This is a genomic window from Pararhizobium sp. LjRoot255 (genome assembly GCF_964252905.1).
In the GTDB taxonomy this organism is placed as follows: Bacteria; Pseudomonadota; Alphaproteobacteria; order Rhizobiales; family Rhizobiaceae; genus Pararhizobium.
Genome location: NZ_CAXUPQ020000001.1, coordinates 896,861 through 914,098 on the forward strand (window position 1 = coordinate 896,861; position 17,238 = coordinate 914,098).

16 protein-coding genes and 1 pseudogene are annotated in these 17,238 nt (G+C 60.2%); 6 read left to right on the forward strand and 11 right to left on the reverse strand.

From position 1 onward, the window contains the following. Positions 1 to 15 precede the first annotated feature (15 nt). From cheY1 to ACSQ2W_RS04545, 10 genes are all read right to left on the reverse strand, one after another. Positions 16 to 381 carry a chemotaxis response regulator CheY1 gene (gene cheY1, locus ACSQ2W_RS04500; protein WP_037105517.1) on the reverse strand — a complete coding sequence of 122 codons (366 nt, stop codon included), beginning with the start codon at positions 379 to 381 and terminating at the stop codon, positions 16 to 18. 3 nt (positions 382 to 384) lie between these two features. Further along, positions 385 to 678: an STAS domain-containing protein gene (locus tag ACSQ2W_RS04505; protein ID WP_436085186.1), complete on the reverse strand. Its 294-nt coding sequence runs from the start codon at positions 676 to 678 to the stop codon at positions 385 to 387. A gap of 133 nt (positions 679 to 811) precedes the next feature. Then, positions 812 to 2,431: a globin-coupled sensor protein gene (locus tag ACSQ2W_RS04510; RefSeq protein WP_436085187.1), complete on the reverse strand. Its 1,620-nt coding sequence runs from the start codon at positions 2,429 to 2,431 to the stop codon at positions 812 to 814. A 793-nt stretch (positions 2,432 to 3,224) separates the two neighbouring features. Continuing rightward, positions 3,225 to 4,601: an FGGY-family carbohydrate kinase gene (locus tag ACSQ2W_RS04515; RefSeq protein ID WP_436085188.1), complete on the reverse strand. Its 1,377-nt coding sequence runs from the start codon at positions 4,599 to 4,601 to the stop codon at positions 3,225 to 3,227. Positions 4,602 to 4,605: 4 nt separating this feature from the next. Further along, the gene (gene rhaM, locus ACSQ2W_RS04520) at positions 4,606 to 4,920 is read right to left on the reverse strand and encodes an L-rhamnose mutarotase (RefSeq protein ID WP_436085189.1); all 315 of its coding nucleotides are present in this window, start codon (positions 4,918 to 4,920) and stop codon (positions 4,606 to 4,608) included. Between the two features lie 9 nt (positions 4,921 to 4,929). Next, positions 4,930 to 5,934 carry an ABC transporter permease gene (locus ACSQ2W_RS04525; RefSeq protein WP_436085190.1) on the reverse strand — a complete coding sequence of 335 codons (1,005 nt, stop codon included), beginning with the start codon at positions 5,932 to 5,934 and terminating at the stop codon, positions 4,930 to 4,932. After that, positions 5,934 to 6,914, reverse strand: a complete 981-nt coding sequence (locus ACSQ2W_RS04530; RefSeq protein WP_436085191.1) for an ABC transporter permease — start codon at positions 6,912 to 6,914, stop codon at positions 5,934 to 5,936. Before ACSQ2W_RS04530 ends, ACSQ2W_RS04525 begins: the two co-directional genes overlap by 1 nt. Then, positions 6,911 to 8,407 carry a sugar ABC transporter ATP-binding protein gene (locus ACSQ2W_RS04535; RefSeq protein WP_436087672.1) on the reverse strand — a complete coding sequence of 499 codons (1,497 nt, stop codon included), beginning with the start codon at positions 8,405 to 8,407 and terminating at the stop codon, positions 6,911 to 6,913. The genes ACSQ2W_RS04530 and ACSQ2W_RS04535 overlap by 4 nt, the downstream gene beginning before the upstream one ends. A 257-nt stretch (positions 8,408 to 8,664) precedes the next feature. After that, on the reverse strand, positions 8,665 to 9,654 hold the full coding sequence (rhaS, locus tag ACSQ2W_RS04540; RefSeq protein ID WP_436085192.1) for a rhamnose ABC transporter substrate-binding protein: 990 nt from the start codon (positions 9,652 to 9,654) through the stop codon (positions 8,665 to 8,667). A 131-nt stretch (positions 9,655 to 9,785) separates the two neighbouring features. Then, entirely contained in the window at positions 9,786 to 10,598 is an 813-nt protein-coding gene (locus ACSQ2W_RS04545; RefSeq protein WP_037119782.1) for a DeoR/GlpR family DNA-binding transcription regulator, read from the reverse strand. Between the two features lie 201 nt (positions 10,599 to 10,799). On the opposite strand from ACSQ2W_RS04545, the gene ACSQ2W_RS04550 reads away from it, so the two are divergent. From ACSQ2W_RS04550 to ACSQ2W_RS04575, 6 genes and pseudogenes are all read left to right on the forward strand, one after another. Then, positions 10,800 to 12,899, forward strand: a complete 2,100-nt coding sequence (locus ACSQ2W_RS04550) for a bifunctional rhamnulose-1-phosphate aldolase/short-chain dehydrogenase (protein ID WP_436085193.1) — start codon at positions 10,800 to 10,802, stop codon at positions 12,897 to 12,899. 13 nt (positions 12,900 to 12,912) lie between these two features. Continuing rightward, the gene (gene rhaI / locus ACSQ2W_RS04555; protein WP_436085194.1) at positions 12,913 to 14,205 is read left to right on the forward strand and encodes an L-rhamnose catabolism isomerase; all 1,293 of its coding nucleotides are present in this window, start codon (positions 12,913 to 12,915) and stop codon (positions 14,203 to 14,205) included. A gap of 216 nt (positions 14,206 to 14,421) precedes the next feature. After that, positions 14,422 to 14,676 carry a GlsB/YeaQ/YmgE family stress response membrane protein gene (locus tag ACSQ2W_RS04560; RefSeq protein WP_436085195.1) on the forward strand — a complete coding sequence of 85 codons (255 nt, stop codon included), beginning with the start codon at positions 14,422 to 14,424 and terminating at the stop codon, positions 14,674 to 14,676. Positions 14,677 to 14,740: 64 nt separating this feature from the next. Further along, on the forward strand, positions 14,741 to 14,929 hold the full coding sequence (locus ACSQ2W_RS04565; protein ID WP_436085196.1) for a hypothetical protein: 189 nt from the start codon (positions 14,741 to 14,743) through the stop codon (positions 14,927 to 14,929). 118 nt (positions 14,930 to 15,047) lie between these two features. Further along, on the forward strand, positions 15,048 to 15,509 hold the full coding sequence (locus ACSQ2W_RS04570; RefSeq protein ID WP_436085197.1) for a YbaK/EbsC family protein: 462 nt from the start codon (positions 15,048 to 15,050) through the stop codon (positions 15,507 to 15,509). Positions 15,510 to 15,743: 234 nt separating this feature from the next. After that, positions 15,744 to 16,132 (forward strand): annotated as a pseudogene (locus tag ACSQ2W_RS04575) (DUF930 domain-containing protein). Positions 16,133 to 16,638: 506 nt separating this feature from the next. Here the strand turns inward: ACSQ2W_RS04575 and ACSQ2W_RS04580 are convergent. Then, positions 16,639 to 16,830: a DUF2735 domain-containing protein gene (locus ACSQ2W_RS04580; protein WP_436085198.1), complete on the reverse strand. Its 192-nt coding sequence runs from the start codon at positions 16,828 to 16,830 to the stop codon at positions 16,639 to 16,641. Positions 16,831 to 17,238 lie beyond the last annotated feature (408 nt).

Genomic DNA, 17,238 nt, shown 5'->3' on the forward strand with positions numbered 1-17,238 from the left:
GGTGGGATCCTGGCGTTAGGCTGTTACGCGCTCGATGGCATCGATCAGTTTGGTCGGATCGAACGGCTTGACGATCCAGCCGGTCGCGCCTGCCTGGCGGGCGCGGTTCTTCTTTTCCGCGTCGCTCTCGGTGGTCAGGACCAGAATCGGGATGGCCCGGAACTTCTCGTTCTTGCGTACGCCTTCGATAAAGCCGAAACCGTCGAGACGCGGCATGTTGATGTCGGTGACGATAACGTCCGGATTGGCATCCTCGAGGACTTCGAGACCCTCGATGCCGTCTTCCGCCTGGATCGTTTCGAAGCCGGCATTGTTCAGCGTGACGAGAAGCATGTTCCGGATGGTTCTGGAATCATCGACCGTGAGAACTTTCTTTTTCATGTCTCAAATCTCCTTTGCCATCAGGTGATCAATGTTCACCCCGATGAGCTGCGTCGTTTTCGTGAATGCGTCCGACACCTTGGAGAAGGCGAAGGAGTGATTATCCTCGTCCCAGCTTTTCGCTCCTGCCATCAGAACCTGAACGCAGAGCGCCCCAACGCGCTCCACCGCAGAAGCATTGACGACGAGATTGCTGCCGCGCAAACCCATCAGCTTGCTGTGCAGCGCATTGGCCTCGTTCAGATCGAGGACCGGCGCGAGACTTAAACTTTTCGGAGCGGCCTTCTTGGGTGCCATCGCTACTTTCCTTGTCTGACTGGGAGTAATTTGCACGGATGGTTCAACGGATTTTCCGCACGGCCGTTCGCGCGGACGCGCCGGAATTCGAAGATCGCTAAGGCCGGCTGGTTGTGTTTGCGGCGATACGGCATCAGCGCCCCCATCCGGCAAGGCGGCCCTGAAGGCCGTAACCAATGTCGAAACTATCGTTTGCCGCGTCGGCCTCTTCCTGGCCCGCGATCGCGAGCGGAGCTGCAGACCGTGCCGGAGCCATCTTCGGTGCCTGCCGCTGGACATGGAACTGGCGGATCGTCTGGCCGAGTTCGAGGATCACCGTATGAAGGTCGTCGCACGTTTCCTTTGCGCCGGCGGCCTGTCCCGCGCTGATGCCGATCTCCGTGCCAATGCGGCCGAGCTCGGACGTCGCCGACTGCAGGCCGGAAACCTGTTCTGCGGTTTCGTCCGCGATGCCCGCGATGGCGTCGTTGATGCTGCGAACCTGCTCGACGATGCTGCTGATCGCGTCCTGTGTGCGACCGACCCGCTCGACGCCGGCCTCGACCTGGGATTTTGTGTTTGAGACGAGCTGCTTGATTTCACGAGCCGCGTCGCCGGAGCGCTGCGCCAAAGCGCGAACTTCCTGCGCCACCACCGCAAAGCCACGGCCGCTTTCACCGGCGCGTGCCGCCTCGATGCCGGCGTTTAGCGCCAGGAGATTGGTCTGGAAGGCGATCTCGTCGATGACGCCGATGATCTGGCCGATCTTTTCGGCGGAAGCCTCGATGTCGGCCATCGCGGAGATGGCCTGGCCGGCGATCTCGCCGCTGTGCTCGACCGATTGCCGTGTAGCGGCAACGCTCTTTTCAGCCGCGCGTGTTTGAGCGGCATTCAGCTTGACACGCTCGACGATGGCGGCAAGCGAAGCCACGGTGTCTCCGAGCGCTGCGGATTGCTCCTGCGCTTTCGCGGCGAACCGGCCGGTCTGGCCGGCAAGCGCTTGCGACGAGGTTTCCATCGTGGCCGCCTGATCCGACAGCCCGATGACCTGTCGCTGCAGCACATCGAGCGCGCCGTTCAGTTCCTGTGCCAGCGGCTGGTAGGCGGCGGAAACGTCAGTCGGGGTGCGAACCGAAAGATCGCCCCGGCCAAGCGCCTGGGTGACATCGCCGAAGAGGGCGAGCGCTTCGGCTTCACCCGCCTTGCGCTGCTCGGCGAGCTGTCGCTGGTGACTGTGGCGCTGTTCGTTGAAGCGAAGGGAAACGGCGATTTCGGTATCGACGAAGACGGTGCGCACCAGGGCGGCGACAAGGTCGTTCAGTTCCTGCCTGCGCGACTTGCCGAGCGGCAGAACGGATTTCGGCCACAACTCCTCGATCATCGAGCAGATCAGGCGTTCAAGAACGATCGCATGGCCCGCGATCTGCCAGCGCGGATCAAGCCCCATTTTGCTCTCGGCATCCGAAAGCACCTTGACGCGCTCCGCATAGAGGCTGTCGAAACGGGCGTCGGTCAGTACGCTCCAATGCGAGGACTGGAGATCATGCAGCCGGTCGATCTGGCGATCGCTGGTGAAATGGCGGGCAGCCTCGGGGAAGGTCTGCAGACGCTGAAAGAGATCGCGCAACGCCAGCTCGACCTGGGCTCCGAGGGATTGACGGTTCCTGCGCAGGACATCGGTCTGGCCATCGTCGAGCCCGGCAAACCGCAAGCGCTCGAGCAGACTGCCCGCCTGCGCCTTCCTGGTCTGATCTGGCGACGTATCCTGCCTCACGCTGTTCCCCGGTCCGGTGCGCACCTCTGGAAAACCGGCGCGGCCTTCAGAGGGTATTTCCTAGAATTCGAACTATTGCAGCGCCTCGCACATGCCTTGACGGCGCGCGGTGCTTTTCATGCCAACGGATAGACTGAAGGGGCGATGCCCAAGCACGCCGACTTGCAAGATGCGCGTGGAGACGGCGGCGACGCCATCCGGCCACGGCATTCGACCGCTTCGTTCCCAAAAGATATCCGGTGAGGTGCATACCGGATCAGGACCGGTTCGTCGGTACGGCATCATGCCTTGTCGGGAAGTAGAGTTTCCCACTCCGACGTGTCCGATCATGTTTATGGTTAATTCCTTGCTTGAAGGTTAACGGTTGATACTCCCCTTCGGCTTTCGCTAAAATTCGCGCCATATTGGCGCAACCGGCCGCAACCGCATGCGGCCCCGGGGTTTGCATGTGATCAAGAAACAACAGGTTCTGAATGGTAAAACTTAAGAGTTGATCTTACGAGCGTCGCTCGTTACCTACAGCCTATTCTGACCGGCGCAAGCCATGCACAAGCATAGCCGGCCACGTTGAAGCGACATCATGAGGATGACGTAGAAGGAACGAGCAATGATTGTTCTTGGACTGAGTGCTACGCTGATTGCCACGCTGACGCTGACAGCGATCTCCATGCTCCTCAATATCGAAGAAGACCGCAAGTCAATGAATTCGCGGGTCTTTTAAGAATTTCTTCGAAATCTTCTCACGCGCAGTAGTTTTCACGCCTGACGTTGCTGCACGTCCGGCTGATTGTTCTCACGCTGTTTCAGGCCGCCCGGCCTCAGCCCACCATTTTTTGGCATAGGCCCTGTAATTCTCGGCTACATAACCGCCGAACTCCTTCGTATGAACCTGCGCCCGAGTGCCATCGGCGAGGCACGCAGCGCCGAGGCTCGTTCCCGTCGCGCTCTGGCTGCCTATCAGCACCGGTCTTCCTGTCGCCGCCCTCAGCATACCCAAAAAGGTTCGGTTGGCGGCAAACGGTCCCTCAACGACGATCTCCCCTTCAGCGCCGATCAGATCGAGGCACGTCGCACTCATCATCGCCAGATAGAAGGAGACGACAGCGAAACGCTCGGCACCCGTCAATGCGTCCTCTTCGCACGTCCAGCGCGCCTTCGCCCGCGGGAAAGGTCCCGAACCTTCCGGCACGGCGGGCAGCAGCATGCATTGGCGGGCCGCCATTGCCGCTTCTACGTCCTCGGAAACGGTGATCCCCGGGTCAGGGACCAAGGTGGCAAAAGCGCGGCCGCCCATGAAGCGTGCCGAGGGCACGGGATCACCAAGTGCATTGACGTTGATCAGCGTATCGCGCGCCTCGTCCAGCGCCATCTTCCTTGCACCCATCGCCATGATCACCACCCAGGTTCCGGTGGAGACTACGGAAAAAGGCGCGGGGCGCGTCAGGACATGGGGAAGTAGCGAGGCGTTGGAATCGTGGATGCCGCAGAAGACCGGCAAGCCTGCCGGCAGGCCGCTTTCCTTTGCGGCCTGCGCGGTCAGACCACCCAGACAGTCGTTTGCCCGGCGAACCGGTGCAAACAGCGGCCGCCAGCCGCGTGCATCGACCATCGTCGAAAAATCGCCGGCATAAGGGTTCCACAGGTCGGTGTGGCAGCCAAGCGAGGTCAGTTCCGTGGAGAGTACGCCGCTCAGCCTATAGGACCAGTATTGCGCATAGGTGAGAATCGTTGCGACATTGGCGAACAGCTCCGGGAATGTCTGTCCCTGCCAGTAGATCTGTGCGCCGATATTCAGCCCCATTGGCAGCCGCGCCGTGCCGGTCTCGGCAAAGGGCGGTCGGACCTTGTCGTAATCTGCCGCCAGGGTGTCCGGTCCGGTATATTCGTAGTCAAGCAACGGCAGAGCGAGGTCACCGTTCCCGTCGAGCAGCACGGCCGTCGCCCCGTGGGTGGTCACCGAAATCGCGTCGATCGGTGTTTCGGCATTGAGCGCGGCAAGGCTTTCAACGATGAAGCGCCACAGCCGCTCCACGTCGAAATGCGGGTAGAGGCCCTCGACCGTCACGCCATTGGCCGTCTTGCGCACGGCGATTTCCTCGAACCGATCGAGATCGACCAGCGCGACCTTGGCATTCGTCTTGCCGATGTCGATGACGGCTATGGTTTTCATGGCATTACTTCATGTGAAAGACAGTGACGAGCGGAACGGCGACCGGCTCGTTGTCGGCCTTCGTTTCCATGATGTCCGCCATGTAAACCCACCATTTCTGCATCACTGGATGCTTGGGCAGATCGGCCATCGTGTGGTCATCACGCCGCCAGAGGACGCCGAACAGAAGGTTGGTCTCCTCATCGAGATGGATGGAGTAATCCGACACGCCGGCCGACGTCAGAAGCTCCGACAGTTCCGGCCATATGGCGTCGTGGCGAGCCTTGTACTCTTCGGCCATACCTGGATTGAGCCGCATGCGAAAAGCGTATTTCTCCATGGCTCTTCCTCAATGCGCGGGGCGGCGGCGGGCGCGGGCCCACAGGATCGGCAGGGCGATGACTGAAATCAACAGCACGCCGATGAAGATCGACATGACGATCCCCGGCACATTCAAGAGCCCGAAGCCGAAGGTGACCATGCCCATGATGAAAGCGGCGAGCACGACGCCCGGAATGGTGCCGGAACCGCCGAGGATGCTGACGCCGCCAAGCACGACCATCGTTACCACTTCGAGTTCGACGCCAAGCGCGATCGAGGGCCGGGTCGAACCGAGCCGCGAAGTCAGGCAGATCGAAGCGATGCCGGCCATCAGACCCGTCAGCAGGAACAGGATGAACTTGACCCGGCCGACCCGCACGCCGGAGAACAGCGCCGCCGTCTGGTTGTTGCCGATCGCATAGACCGCGCGACCGAAATTCGTCTTGTGCAGCAATACACTGTAGATCACCGCAAAGACCGCGAAGAGAACCAGTTCGAAGGAGAAGACCCACCAGACGTAACCCTGCCCGAAATAGGCGAAGCTCGCCGGATAGCCGGTAAAGGCCTTGTCGCCGAGAATGATGAAAGACAGGCCGCGAAAGAGGCTCATCGTCCCGATGGTGACGACGATCGACGGCAGGCCGAGGCCGGTGATCAGCAGACCGTTGATCATGCCGCAGAGAAGGCCGGTGCCGAGGCCGATAACGACCAGCGTGGGCGTATCGAAGCCGAAGCTGACCCCAAGCCCCATGGCCGTCGAGGAGAGCGCGATGATCGAGGCAACCGACAGGTCGATCTCGCCGGCGATGATGACCAGAGCCATGGCAAAGGCGATCATCGCCTTTTCCGTGAAATTGAACGTCGCGTCGGACAGGTTCCACGGGTCGAGGAAATAGGGCGAGGCGAAGGAATTGATCGTGAAGATCAGCACGGCCACGACCAGAAGCAGGCTTTCCCAGCTCTTCAGCAGCCGATTGCCGCGGCTTTGCAACCGGTCGGGAATGACCCGGGGTGAGAGATGTGCTTCCGCCATCAGACCGCCTCCGCTTTCTTGAGGATGACACGACCCTTGCGCTTTTCTGCCCGGGCGTTGACCGCGACCGCGATGATGATAACGGTGCCGGAAATTGCGAGCTGCGCGAAGGGCGAAATGTTGACGACCGGCAGCGCGTTCTTGATGACGCCGAGGAACAGGCTGCCGAGGACTGCGCCCGGCACCGAACCAATGCCACCGGCGATCGAGATGCCACCGATGACGCAGGCCGCGATGATGTCGAGCTCGAAACCGGCGGCGATATCGACATAGGCAACGGCATAGCGCGAAACCCAGAGATAGCCCGAGAGACCTGCCAGCGCGCCGGACAGGCAATAGGCAAGGAAGCGCGTGCGGCCGACCTCGATGCCGGTGTAGACGGCCGCATGCGGATTGCCGCCGACGGCATAGAAGGCGCGGCCGACCGGTGTGCGCGTCATCAACAGGTAGACCGCGGCAATTGCCAGAACCGAAAGCCACGACAGGACCGGCAAGCCGGCAAGCGGCGCACGCGGCAGCGCCTTGAAGGCGTCGCTCATCTGATGGGCATTGATCCAGGCACCATTGCTCAAAAGGAAGATGGTGCCACGATAGATGGTAAGCGTGCCGAGCGTCACGACGATCGGCGGAATGTCCAGCTTCCAGACAAGCAGGCCGTTGATCGAGCCGAGCAGCGCCCCCAGGATAACGACAGCGAGAATGACCAACGGAATTGGCACGCCGGGAAAGGCGGCATTGATCATCGCTGCGACCATGCCGCAGAGCGCCAGGTTGGCAGCCATGGAAAGGTCGATGCAGCGTGTCAGGATGACGGCCATCTGGCCGAGCGCCAGGATGATCAGGATCGACGTGTCATTATAGACCCGGGCCAGATTGGCGGGCGCGACAAAGCCGGGGAAGCGCAGGGTTATCGCCACCAGCAAGGCGGCAATGGCGACGACGAGGAGGATTTCGCGGTTCTTCAGAATTTTGGCCATCACGCCGCCTCCGCTATGCCGGCGGCGGCCCGCACCAGTTTTTCCGCCGTCAGCTCGGAACGTTCGAAACGCCCGGCGATGCGGCCCTCGCGCATGATGATGACGCGGTCGGCCATGCCCATGATTTCGGGGATTTCCGACGAGACCATGATGACGCTGAGCCCCTGCCCCGCCAATTCACTCATGAAGGCATGAACTGCGGCCTTGGAGCCGATGTCGATGCCCTTGGTCGGTTCGTCGAGGATGATCACCTTCGGCTGCGTCGCCAGCCACTTGGCGATGACCACCTTCTGCTGGTTGCCGCCCGACAAAGTGCCGACGTCCTGATCCAGCGATGCCGCGCGCAGATCGAGCCGCTGGGTATATTCGCGCGCCAGCGCGAATTCCCTGGCGAGCTTGAGGAAGCCTGAGCGCGAGGTCCGGTGCAGCGAGGGCAACGTGACATTCTGGAAGATCGGCAGACCGATGATTGCGCCCTGGCGGCCGCGTTCCTCAGGCACATAAACGATGCCGGCTTCGATCGCCTCGGCCGGTGAGCGGATGACAAGGACTTCACCGTCCAATTTCACGGCACCGGCCGAGGGCCGAGTGATGCCGATCAGCGACTGCATGAACTCGGAACGGCCAGCACCGATCAGCCCGTAGAAACCGAGTATCTCGCCGCGGCGAAGCTCGAAATTGATATCCTCGAATTCGGTCGGATGGCGATAGCCGGAGACGGTCAGCACAGGTTCGCCGATCGCCACGTCCACCTTCGGAAAGACCTGGCCGACATCGCGGCCGACCATCATCTTGACCAGCTGATCCTGCGTCACATCGGCGATCAGTCCCTCGCCGATCATGCCGCCGTCGCGGAAGACGGTGTAGCGATCGGCGATCCGGAAAATCTCGTCGAACTTGTGGCTGATGAACAGGATCGCCTTGCCGTCCGCCTTCAGCCGGTCGATCAGTTCATAGAGCTCATGTATTTCCTTGTAGGACAGGGCCGCCGTCGGCTCGTCCATGATGACGACGCTGGCGTCGATCGACAATGCCCGGGCGATCGCCACCATATGCTTGTTGGCAATGCCGAGATCGCGAAGCCGGATGGTCGGATCGATATCGGCTCCAACCCTCAAAAGCAGCTTGCGGGCATCGCCGTTCAGCTTCTTCCAGTCGATAAGACCGAAACGGTTGCGCGGCGCATGGCCGAGAAAGATATTCTCCGCGACCGACAGCTCGTCGAACAGCACCGTTTCCTGATGGATGGCCGTGACGCCGGCGTAAGCGGCGGACTGGGCGGTCGGGAAATGCGTTTCCTCGCCATCGACGCGGATCACGCCGGTGTCGGGCTGATAGATGCCGGTCAAAATCTTGACAAGGGTCGATTTTCCGGCGCCGTTCTCGCCGATCAGCGCCGTGACGGAGCCCGGGTAGAGCGTCAGCGAGACGCCGGAGAGCGCACGCACGCCCGGAAAGGACTTGGAGATGCCCTCAAGCGCGATAGCGGGTTTCATCCGCGATGTGGTCGTTTCCTGCAGCAAGGGGCAATCCACCGGTATGATTGAGTTTGAAACGAACGAGCGAGCAAGCGCAAGAGCCCCTCACCCTAGCCCTCTCCCCGCAGGCGGGGAGAGGGGATGACTGCGATCAGCCACTGCCTCCACGCTGCCAGAAAGACGGCAGAGTTTGCCGCTTGTTCCTTCTCCCCGCTCACGGGGAGAAGGTGCCCGACAGGGCGGATGAGGGGCAGCGCATCATGCAACCCGCCAGATCAGAAGATCTTGGCGAATTCCTCGACGTTCGAGGCATCATACACGAACGGGTCGGCCATCGCCCCTTCGTTGTGGTCGTCGAGCTTCACGGTGCCCATGCGGCCCATCTTCAGCTCGGCGCCCGGCTTTGCTTCCGCGCCGCCGATCAGGTCATAGGCGATCATCGTTGCAGAATAGCCGAGGTCGATCGGGTTCCAGATCGCGAAGGACTTGGACGAACCGGCCTTCACATGGCCTGCCATCTCCGAGGGAAGGCCGAGACCGGTGACGTTGATCTGGCCAACCTTGCCGGCGTCTTCGACGGCCTGGGCTGCGGCAACGATGCCGACGGAGGTCGGCGCGATGATCGCCTTCAGGTTCGGATAGGACTGGATGAGGCCCTGCGTTTCGCGATAGGACTTGTCGGCAAGGTCGTCGCCATAGACCGTTGCTACGACGTTGATGCCCTTATAGTTGCCCTGCACCTTCTTCATTTCCTCGATCCAGGTATTCTGGTTCGTGGCAGTGGCGGAGGCCGACAGCACGGCGACATCGCCGCCCTCAGGCAGATGGTCTGCCGCGAGCTTGATGATCATGTTGCCGATCAGCGGGTTGGACGACGGGTTGAGATGCATCAGGCGACCTTCCGGCGCGACGCCGCTGTCCCAGGAGATGACCTTGATGCCGCGATCCATCGCCTTTTTCAGCGCCGGAACCAGCGCGTCCTTGTCATTGGCCGAGATGGCAATGGCATCGACCTTCTGCGCCACCAGCGAATTGATCACTTCGATCTGGCCTTCGGCCGTCGTCGACGTCGGGCCGGTGTAGATCACCTCGACATCGCCGAGTTCCTTGGCAGCTTCCTGCGCACCCTTGTTGGCGGCCTCGAAGAAGCCGATGCCGAGCGCCTTGACGACGAGGGCAATCTTCTTGTTTTCAGCATGCGCGGTGCCGGCCATCAGCGCCAGCGAAACCGCCGTCGTGACCATCAGTGCTTTCAAAATCTTCATTGACGTTCTCCTCCCTGAAGCCGTGCGGTCACGATGACCGCGTTCATCCGGCTTTATGCTTTTCAAATACGGCCGGCTGGCCCTGAAGCCTTGGACACCGGCGGTTTTCGACTCCCCTCCTCCCGCCAGCGTCATGCTGATGAAGAAGCATTCTCCTCAAGATTGCCGGACCTCGTATTGGCAACGACCAAATTGACGCCGGCATCTTCGAGCATCCGGACATGCCTGTCCTCGATGCCCGAATCCGTGATCACCGTGGTGATGCGCTTCAGCCCGCAGAGAATGAGGCTCGAGCGCTTGTGAAATTTCGACGAGTCGATCAGCACGACGAGTTCGTCGGCCTGGTCGATCAGCTTCTGCTCGGCCTGGATGAGCAGCGGATCGCCCTCCATCAGCCCAAGGGGCCCAAGCCCCTGCGCGCCCATGAACATGCGGCGCGCATAGAAATTGCGCGTCACGTCATTGTCGAAAGGGCTGAGGATGATGTTCTGCTCACGGTAGATCGTGCCGCCCGACAGCATTACCGTATTCTTCGAATGCTTGAGCAGGTGTTCCGCGATCGGGAAGGAATTGGTGAACACCTGCATCCGGCGGTTCGCCAGGAAATGTACCATCTGGAAGGTTGTCGTGCCGCCATTGATGATGATCGGTTCGCCGTCCTGGCAGAGCGCCACCGCCTCCTTGGCGATCGCCTGCTTCTGGCGGGCATGCAGGCCTTCATTGACGCTGAAGGGGCGGCCGGCGAGGCCGACGAACTGCGGCGGGTTGATCGCTTCCGCGCCACCGCGCACCCGGCGAAGACGTTTCTGCACGTGCAGAGCGGCAATATCCCGGCGGATCGTCGCCTCGGAACTATCCGTCAGCTCGACCAATTCAGGCACGGTGACGACCGGCTTGTCCTGAACCGCCGACAGAATGATCCTGTGTCGCTCTTTTTCGTGCATTTCGTCCTCCAACGATGCCTATGCTTCCATCACGATCGTGCATTGTCAATCACTTTCAATCATATTTTTTCATTGTGCGCTGCAATATGACTGAATTTGATCGTTTATGATTGACACGACGCCGATCTTTGTGTGATCTGATCACAATGAATGCGCCCTTGCCCACTGGCCGGCGCGGAATTTGACCGGGAGGAATGATCGATGCTTGACAAGCAACAAGGTGCGCGCCTTGCCAATCTCTGGGATGACAGCAAGGCAGCCGGGATGAGCGAGCCGGAACGGCTGCTCTATCGCTCCAACCTGCTCGGCTCCGACAAGCGCATCACCAATTACGGCGGCGGCAACACCTCCGCCAAGGTCATCGAAAAGGATCCGCTCGGCGGTGGCGAGGTCGAGGTTCTGTGGGTCAAGGGTTCCGGCGGCGATGTCGGCACCATCAAGATGGATGGCTTTTCCACCCTCTACATGGACAAGCTGAATGCGCTGAAGGGTCTTTATCGCGGCGTCGACTTCGAAGATGAGATGGTCGGCTACCTGCCGCATTGCACCTTCAACCTCAACCCGCGCGCCGCATCCATCGATACGCCGCTGCATGCCTATGTGCCGAAAAAACATGTCGACCACATGCATCCGGACGCAATCATCGCGATCGCCGCGTCGAAGAACAGCCGCGAACTGACGCAGCAGATTTTCGGCGATGATATCGGCTGGCTGCCGTGGAAACGCCCCGGCTTCGAGCTCGGCCTGTGGCTTTCGAAATTCTGCGCGGAACATCCGGATGCGCGCGGGCTGATCCTTGAAAGTCACGGGCTTTTCACCTGGGGCGACACGGCTAAGGAAGCGTACGGAACCACCGTCGAGATTATCAACAAGGCGATTGCCTGGTTCGAGACGGAAAACACCGCTCCGGCTTTCGGCGGTGCGGCAAAGCCGGTGCTGCCTGCCGCTGAGCGCCGCGCCGTCGCACAAAAACTGATGCCGGTCATTCGCGGCATGATCAGCGCCGACGAACGCAAGCTCGGGCATTTCGACGACAGCCAGGCAGTGCTCGATTTCGTCACCTCGAAGGACCTCGAACCGCTGGCTGCGCTCGGCACATCCTGCCCCGACCATTTCCTGCGCACCAAGATTTGCCCGCTGGTCGTCGATTTCGATCCGGCCAATCCCGATATCGACAAGACGCTGGCCGGCCTTGAAGCGGCAGTCGCCGAATATCGCGCAGGCTATGCTGCCTATTACGAGCGCTGCAAGCACGCCAACAGCCCGGCAATGCGCGATCCGAACGCGGTCGTCTATCTCGTTCCCGGCGTCGGCATGATCACCTTTGCCAAGGACAAGGCGACGGCCCGCATTTCCGGCGAGTTCTACGTCAACGCCATCAATGTCATGCGCGGCGCCTCCGGCGTCTCGACCTATGTCGGCCTGCCGGAACAGGAGGCCTTCGACATCGAATACTGGCTGCTCGAGGAAGCGAAGCTGCAGCGCATGCCGAAACCGAAGATGCTGGCCGGCAAGATCGCACTCGTCACCGGCGGCGCCGGCGGCATCGGCAAGGCGACGGCGAACCGGCTGATGGCAGAAGGCGCCTGTGTTGTGCTCGCCGATATCGACGAAACCGCTCTCGCTGCCGCACATACGGAACTCGGCAACCGCTACGGCAAGGATTTCGTGCGCGCCATCAACATGAACGTCACCGACGAAGCGGCGGTCGAGAAGAGCTTCGCCGACTCACTCCTGGAATTCGGCGGCCTCGACATTCTCGTCTCCAATGCCGGCCTTGCCTCTTCCGCCCCCATCGAAGACACGACACTGGCGCTCTGGAACAAGAACATCGACATTCTCGCGACCGGCTATTTCCTGGTGTCGCGCGAAGCGTTCCGGATTTTCCGGAGCCAAAAGGCCGGCGGCAACGTCGTCTTCGTCGCCTCCAAGAACGGCCTTGCCGCCTCCCCCGGCGCATCCGCCTATTGCACGGCGAAGGCCGCCGAAATTCACCTCGCCCGCTGCCTCGCACTCGAAGGCGCATCGGCGCAGATCCGCGTCAATGTCGTCAATCCGGATGCCGTGCTGCGCGGCTCGAAGATCTGGTCTGGCGAATGGAAGGAACAGCGCGCCGCCATCTACAAGACCGATTCCGAGGGATTGGAGGCCTTGTACCGCGAGCGCTCCATGCTGAAGCTCAGCGTCTTCCCGGAAGACATCGCGGAAGCGATCTATTTCCTCGCCTCCGATATGTCGGCCAAGTCCACCGGCAACATTATCAATGTCGATGCGGGCAATGCCCAGTCGTTCACACGCTGATCCGGAGAGCGACATGACACTGATGATCAACAAGGACGTCCTCGACGCCGATAATGCCGCTCGTATCGCCGACCTGAAAGCCGACTATGAATATCTCGGCGCGCAACTGTCGCGCCGGGGCATCGACATCGGCGCCGTGAAAGAGAAAGTCACTGCTTACGGAGTTGCCGTCCCCTCCTGGGGCGTCGGCACCGGCGGCACGCGTTTTGCCCGCTTTCCCGGCACCGGCGAACCGCGCCACATCTTCGACAAGATCGAGGATTGCTCGGTCATCCAGCAACTGACGAGAGCGACGCCGGCCGTCTCCCTGCATATCCCGTGGGACAAGGTTGATGACCTCAAGGAACTGAGGGAGAAGGGCAACGCGCTCGGCCTCGGTTTCGACGCGATGAACTCCAACACTTTCTCCGACGCACCGGGCCAGGCCCATTCCTACAAGTTCGGCTCGCTGTCCCATGCCGACGCCGCCACCCGCAGCCAAGCCGTCGATCACAATCTCGAATGCATCGAGATCGGCAAGGCGCTCGGCTCCAGGGCGCTGACCGTCTGGGTTGGCGACGGCTCCAACTTCCCCGGCCAGAGCAATTTCACCCGGAGTTTCGAGCGCTACCTCGAGGCGATGAAGGTCATCTACAAGGGCCTGCCGGATGATTGGCGCATCTTCACCGAGCACAAGATGTTCGAACCGGCCTTCTATTCGACCGTGGTGCAGGACTGGGGCACCAACTATCTGATCGCCCAGGAACTCGGTCCCAAGGCCTGTTGCCTGGTCGATCTCGGCCATCATGCGCCGAACGTCAATATCGAGATGATCGTCGCCCGGCTGATCCAGTTCAAGAAACTCGGCGGCTTCCACTTCAACGACTCGAAGTACGGCGACGACGATCTCGATACGGGATCGATCGATCCCTACCGCCTGTTCCTCATCTTCAACGAACTGGTGGATGCGGAGACGCGCAACGCCGAAGGGTTCGCGCCGGCGCATATGCTCGACCAGAGCCATAACGTCACCGATCCGATCGAAAGCCTGATGAATTCGGCGATGGAAGTCAGCCGCGCCTATGCTCAGGCGCTGCTTGTCGATCGCCAGGCGCTCGAAGGCTTTCAGGACGGCAATGACGCGCTGATGGCGACCGAGACGCTGAAAGCCGCGTTCCGCACCCATGTAGAGCCAATCCTCGCCATGGTCCGGTTCGAGGCCGGTGGCGCGATCGCACCGGTTGCGGCCTATCGGGCAAGCGGCTACCGCGCCAAGGTATCGAGCCAGCGCCCGGCTTCGAAGAGCGGCGGCGGCGGCATCGTCTGAGCAGCGCCTGATTCGCGAAACGGCCCGGTGGCTGCCGGGCCGTTTTGTGTAGGCAACAAGCATGGATTTTGGCCCGTCCAGATCGGAAATCCTGACTCCATGTCCTCTTTCAACCTATTGAAAGCAAAAAAACTTCGAAGATCCAATTTCCCCTCTGACGCGGCTCTCTTTTCGCTCTATCCTGCTTCTCGCGGATACAACGGAAAGGAACCATCCATGGGTATCGAAAGTATCGTCGTTTTTCTGATCGTCGGCGCCATTGCCGGCTGGCTTGCAGGTTTGATCGTGTCGGGTTTCGGCTTCGGCCTGCTCGGCAACATCGTTGTCGGCATCATCGGGGCCTTCATCGCCGGGGCACTGTTTCCGCGGCTTGGCTTCGGTGTCGGTGGTGGCGTTCTCTGGGCGATCATTCATGCCACTCTCGGCGCTGTCATCCTGCTCGCGCTGATCAGGATCGTCAAAAGCGCCTGACGCAGACCCATGCGAATAACCCGCGCAACCACGCGGGCTATTCCTGCATTTCTCAGGAGTTATCATGTCCGACCTTTACGATCCCCAGATCGAACAAGCACTTCAATCCTTCATTTCCGATCATCCGGGAATGGATACACGCAACCAGGCCATCGCTGCCATCCTGACCAACTGGTTCACCAACCACGGCTACCTGCCGCACGATCAGGAAGGCATCCGTCCGGAAAATCTTGACGCATCGAACGACGACTGAAACTATCGCCGGACAGCTCACGTGACGGTTGAGCGCCCGGAGCATTTACCGTCACTCCTCCTCATATCCGGATAGGCTGCATATGTGGCTTCGATCCGAGCGGACCGGTTGCAGCACCATGAGCCTTTCCTCCGTGAAGTCGTTCTTCGCCGAAAACGCCCCCGACATAGACGTCATCGAACTTCCGCAGAGCACCGCCACCGTTGCTCTGGCTGCCGAGGGACATGGCGTCGAGCCGGCGCAGATCGCCAAGACGCTGGCGCTCAGGGTTGCCGACGAAGTTATCCTGATCGTGACGCGCGGCGACGCCCGTCTCGACAATAAGAAGTACAAGGCCCTCTTCGCCACAAAGGCCCGCATGCTGGGCTTTGACGAGGTCGAGGAGGAGACGGGCCATCCCGTCGGTGGCGTCTGCCCCTTCGGGCTTGTAAAGCCGCACAAGGTTTATTGCGACATTTCTCTGAAGGCCTTCGACGAAGTCGTGCCTGCGGCCGGTGCGCCGCATGCGGCCGTCAGAATCAATCCTGACCGGATGGCGGCCCTCTCGTCGGCCGAGTGGATCGATGTTTCGGATATCTAGCGCGCATTCCCGCCTTTGAATGAACACAAAGATTTCCTTGAAGTTACTGCATAATTCCTTAAATCGGAATCGATTTCAGGAACAAAGTTATGCAGCAGTTCAAAGTGTTACTGCGTCTTTAGCGCGTCTTGAAAGACGCGCTAAAGACGCAGTAATGTCAGTATCCGCCAGCACGTCCCATGAAACACGCTTTGCCTTTCCCTTTTCTGGCTTGACGAAGGAGTAGACGGCGCGATGAACAGGCTTGTTTGCTTGGGCTTGCTTACCGCTGCCATCGCGGCACCGGCGGCAGCCATGGACCGGTCGCTGATCAAGCAGTTCAAGGAACTCGATCCGCAGACCCGCCTGGAACAGCGATGCGACACCGAAGCGATGTGGGAGATCAACGCTGGCAAGACGTCGTTCCAGCCGGACAAGGTGATTGCCTATACGTTCGCGGAACCCGTTGTCGAGAACGACAAGATACAAGCGCCGGGCGCGGTTTTTCGCAGCAAGGGGGAGTGGTACAAGCTGAAATACCAATGCAGCACCGGGCCTGACCATATCGAGGTGCTGTCGTTCAAATATACGATCGGCGACCTTGTTCCCCATGATGAATGGGAGCGCACTATCTCTATCCGTGAGCCGAAGGGGCTCCGGCTTGCCGTTATAGGACGATGAACAGGATCATGAAGGCGCCGAGCGACAGCGCAACCATGATGTTCAAGAGCGTCTTCATGATATGGTCAGTCATGTCGAGCATCCCTTTCCCTCCGCAGGATCGATGCGGAGACCGTAAGGCTCCCGCCCTGCGGGGATCTTCGCCGGCCCGGCAAGTTTGCCGAGACGCCAAATCTCCTCTCGCACAACGGATCAGCAGTCGTTTTGATCCCGTCGAAAGGCGACTCTGCCTTAATTTGCGCCTAAACTGTTAAAATAGCGTCACATTCGGTCGAGCGATTGGCATTTGTTAACCATATGCTTCCGACTGAACGGCGGAAAGTTCTCCGAAGGTCGAGGGATCAGAACTTTCAGGTGCTTTGGCGATGACGCCCATCATCCGATCGTATCACGCGGAATATCGTCAACGCGCAAACGCGGCGCTCTACCGGGCGGCATATTTGGCAACCGCCGCTGGCACGCGTCCTGATCAGGACTTTGGCGCCTGCTCCTCGCGGAGCGCTTCTTCATGGTACCAGTTGCTATAATCGACCACCGGAAACTGCCCGGGCCGAAAATCGGTAACCGTGCCCGCCTGCTCGAAACGGCGCCCCCCCAGCTTCCTGCCACCAGCGGGGAATTCGTAGATCTTGGCGGTCTCGCCCGTGGAAATCATTGCCATCTATCGACGTTCCTTCGTTTTCGAGCCTGCGCGGATCGAATTTGGCGAAGATAGCAGATTTGCGCGGGTTTTGCGCGGATTGATTAAAAAAAATACAGACAGCCCAAAAAATAGGCTATTTTTTAGGCATTTAAATTTTCGCAAGACTTTCGTGACAAATTTTAAGCGTTTGCACGCCAGCCAAATTGTCGCAATTTTTGCGTAAATTTTGCGCAGAGCCTGCGGTTTCTGCCGAAAACAGGCGGCAGATCCTGCGAAAACTTTCCACAACCGGCCGAAAAAGGCTAATTTTGCCAGAGATTTCGCACGTCCGGACGACACCGGACTGCTGGAACCCGATCGGCGCCGGATTTCGCCGGTCACGCCGCGAGATCGGCCACCCCCCGCAAACTGGCACGCCCCGTGCAT

What these genes read in the sequence shown, in the direction of transcription:
- cheY1 (WP_037105517.1), bottom strand. Translation starts at nt 381, where the DNA reads ATGAAAAAGAAAGTTCTCACGGTCGATGATTCCAGAACCATCCGGAAC.
- ACSQ2W_RS04505 (WP_436085186.1), bottom strand. Translation starts at nt 678, where the DNA reads ATGGCACCCAAGAAGGCCGCTCCGAAAAGTTTAAGTCTCGCGCCGGTC.
- ACSQ2W_RS04515 (WP_436085188.1), bottom strand. Translation starts at nt 4,601, where the DNA reads ATGAAAACCATAGCCGTCATCGACATCGGCAAGACGAATGCCAAGGTC.
- rhaM (WP_436085189.1), bottom strand. Translation starts at nt 4,920, where the DNA reads ATGGAGAAATACGCTTTTCGCATGCGGCTCAATCCAGGTATGGCCGAA.
- ACSQ2W_RS04525 (WP_436085190.1), bottom strand. Translation starts at nt 5,934, where the DNA reads ATGGCGGAAGCACATCTCTCACCCCGGGTCATTCCCGACCGGTTGCAA.
- ACSQ2W_RS04535 (WP_436087672.1), bottom strand. Translation starts at nt 8,407, where the DNA reads ATGAAACCCGCTATCGCGCTTGAGGGCATCTCCAAGTCCTTTCCGGGC.
- rhaS (WP_436085192.1), bottom strand. Translation starts at nt 9,654, where the DNA reads ATGAAGATTTTGAAAGCACTGATGGTCACGACGGCGGTTTCGCTGGCG.
- ACSQ2W_RS04545 (WP_037119782.1), bottom strand. Translation starts at nt 10,598, where the DNA reads ATGCACGAAAAAGAGCGACACAGGATCATTCTGTCGGCGGTTCAGGAC.
- ACSQ2W_RS04550 (WP_436085193.1), top strand. Translation starts at nt 10,800, where the DNA reads ATGCTTGACAAGCAACAAGGTGCGCGCCTTGCCAATCTCTGGGATGAC.
- rhaI (WP_436085194.1), top strand. Translation starts at nt 12,913, where the DNA reads ATGACACTGATGATCAACAAGGACGTCCTCGACGCCGATAATGCCGCT.
- ACSQ2W_RS04560 (WP_436085195.1), top strand. Translation starts at nt 14,422, where the DNA reads ATGGGTATCGAAAGTATCGTCGTTTTTCTGATCGTCGGCGCCATTGCC.
- ACSQ2W_RS04565 (WP_436085196.1), top strand. Translation starts at nt 14,741, where the DNA reads ATGTCCGACCTTTACGATCCCCAGATCGAACAAGCACTTCAATCCTTC.
- ACSQ2W_RS04570 (WP_436085197.1), top strand. Translation starts at nt 15,048, where the DNA reads ATGAGCCTTTCCTCCGTGAAGTCGTTCTTCGCCGAAAACGCCCCCGAC.
- ACSQ2W_RS04580 (WP_436085198.1), bottom strand. Translation starts at nt 16,830, where the DNA reads ATGGCAATGATTTCCACGGGCGAGACCGCCAAGATCTACGAATTCCCC.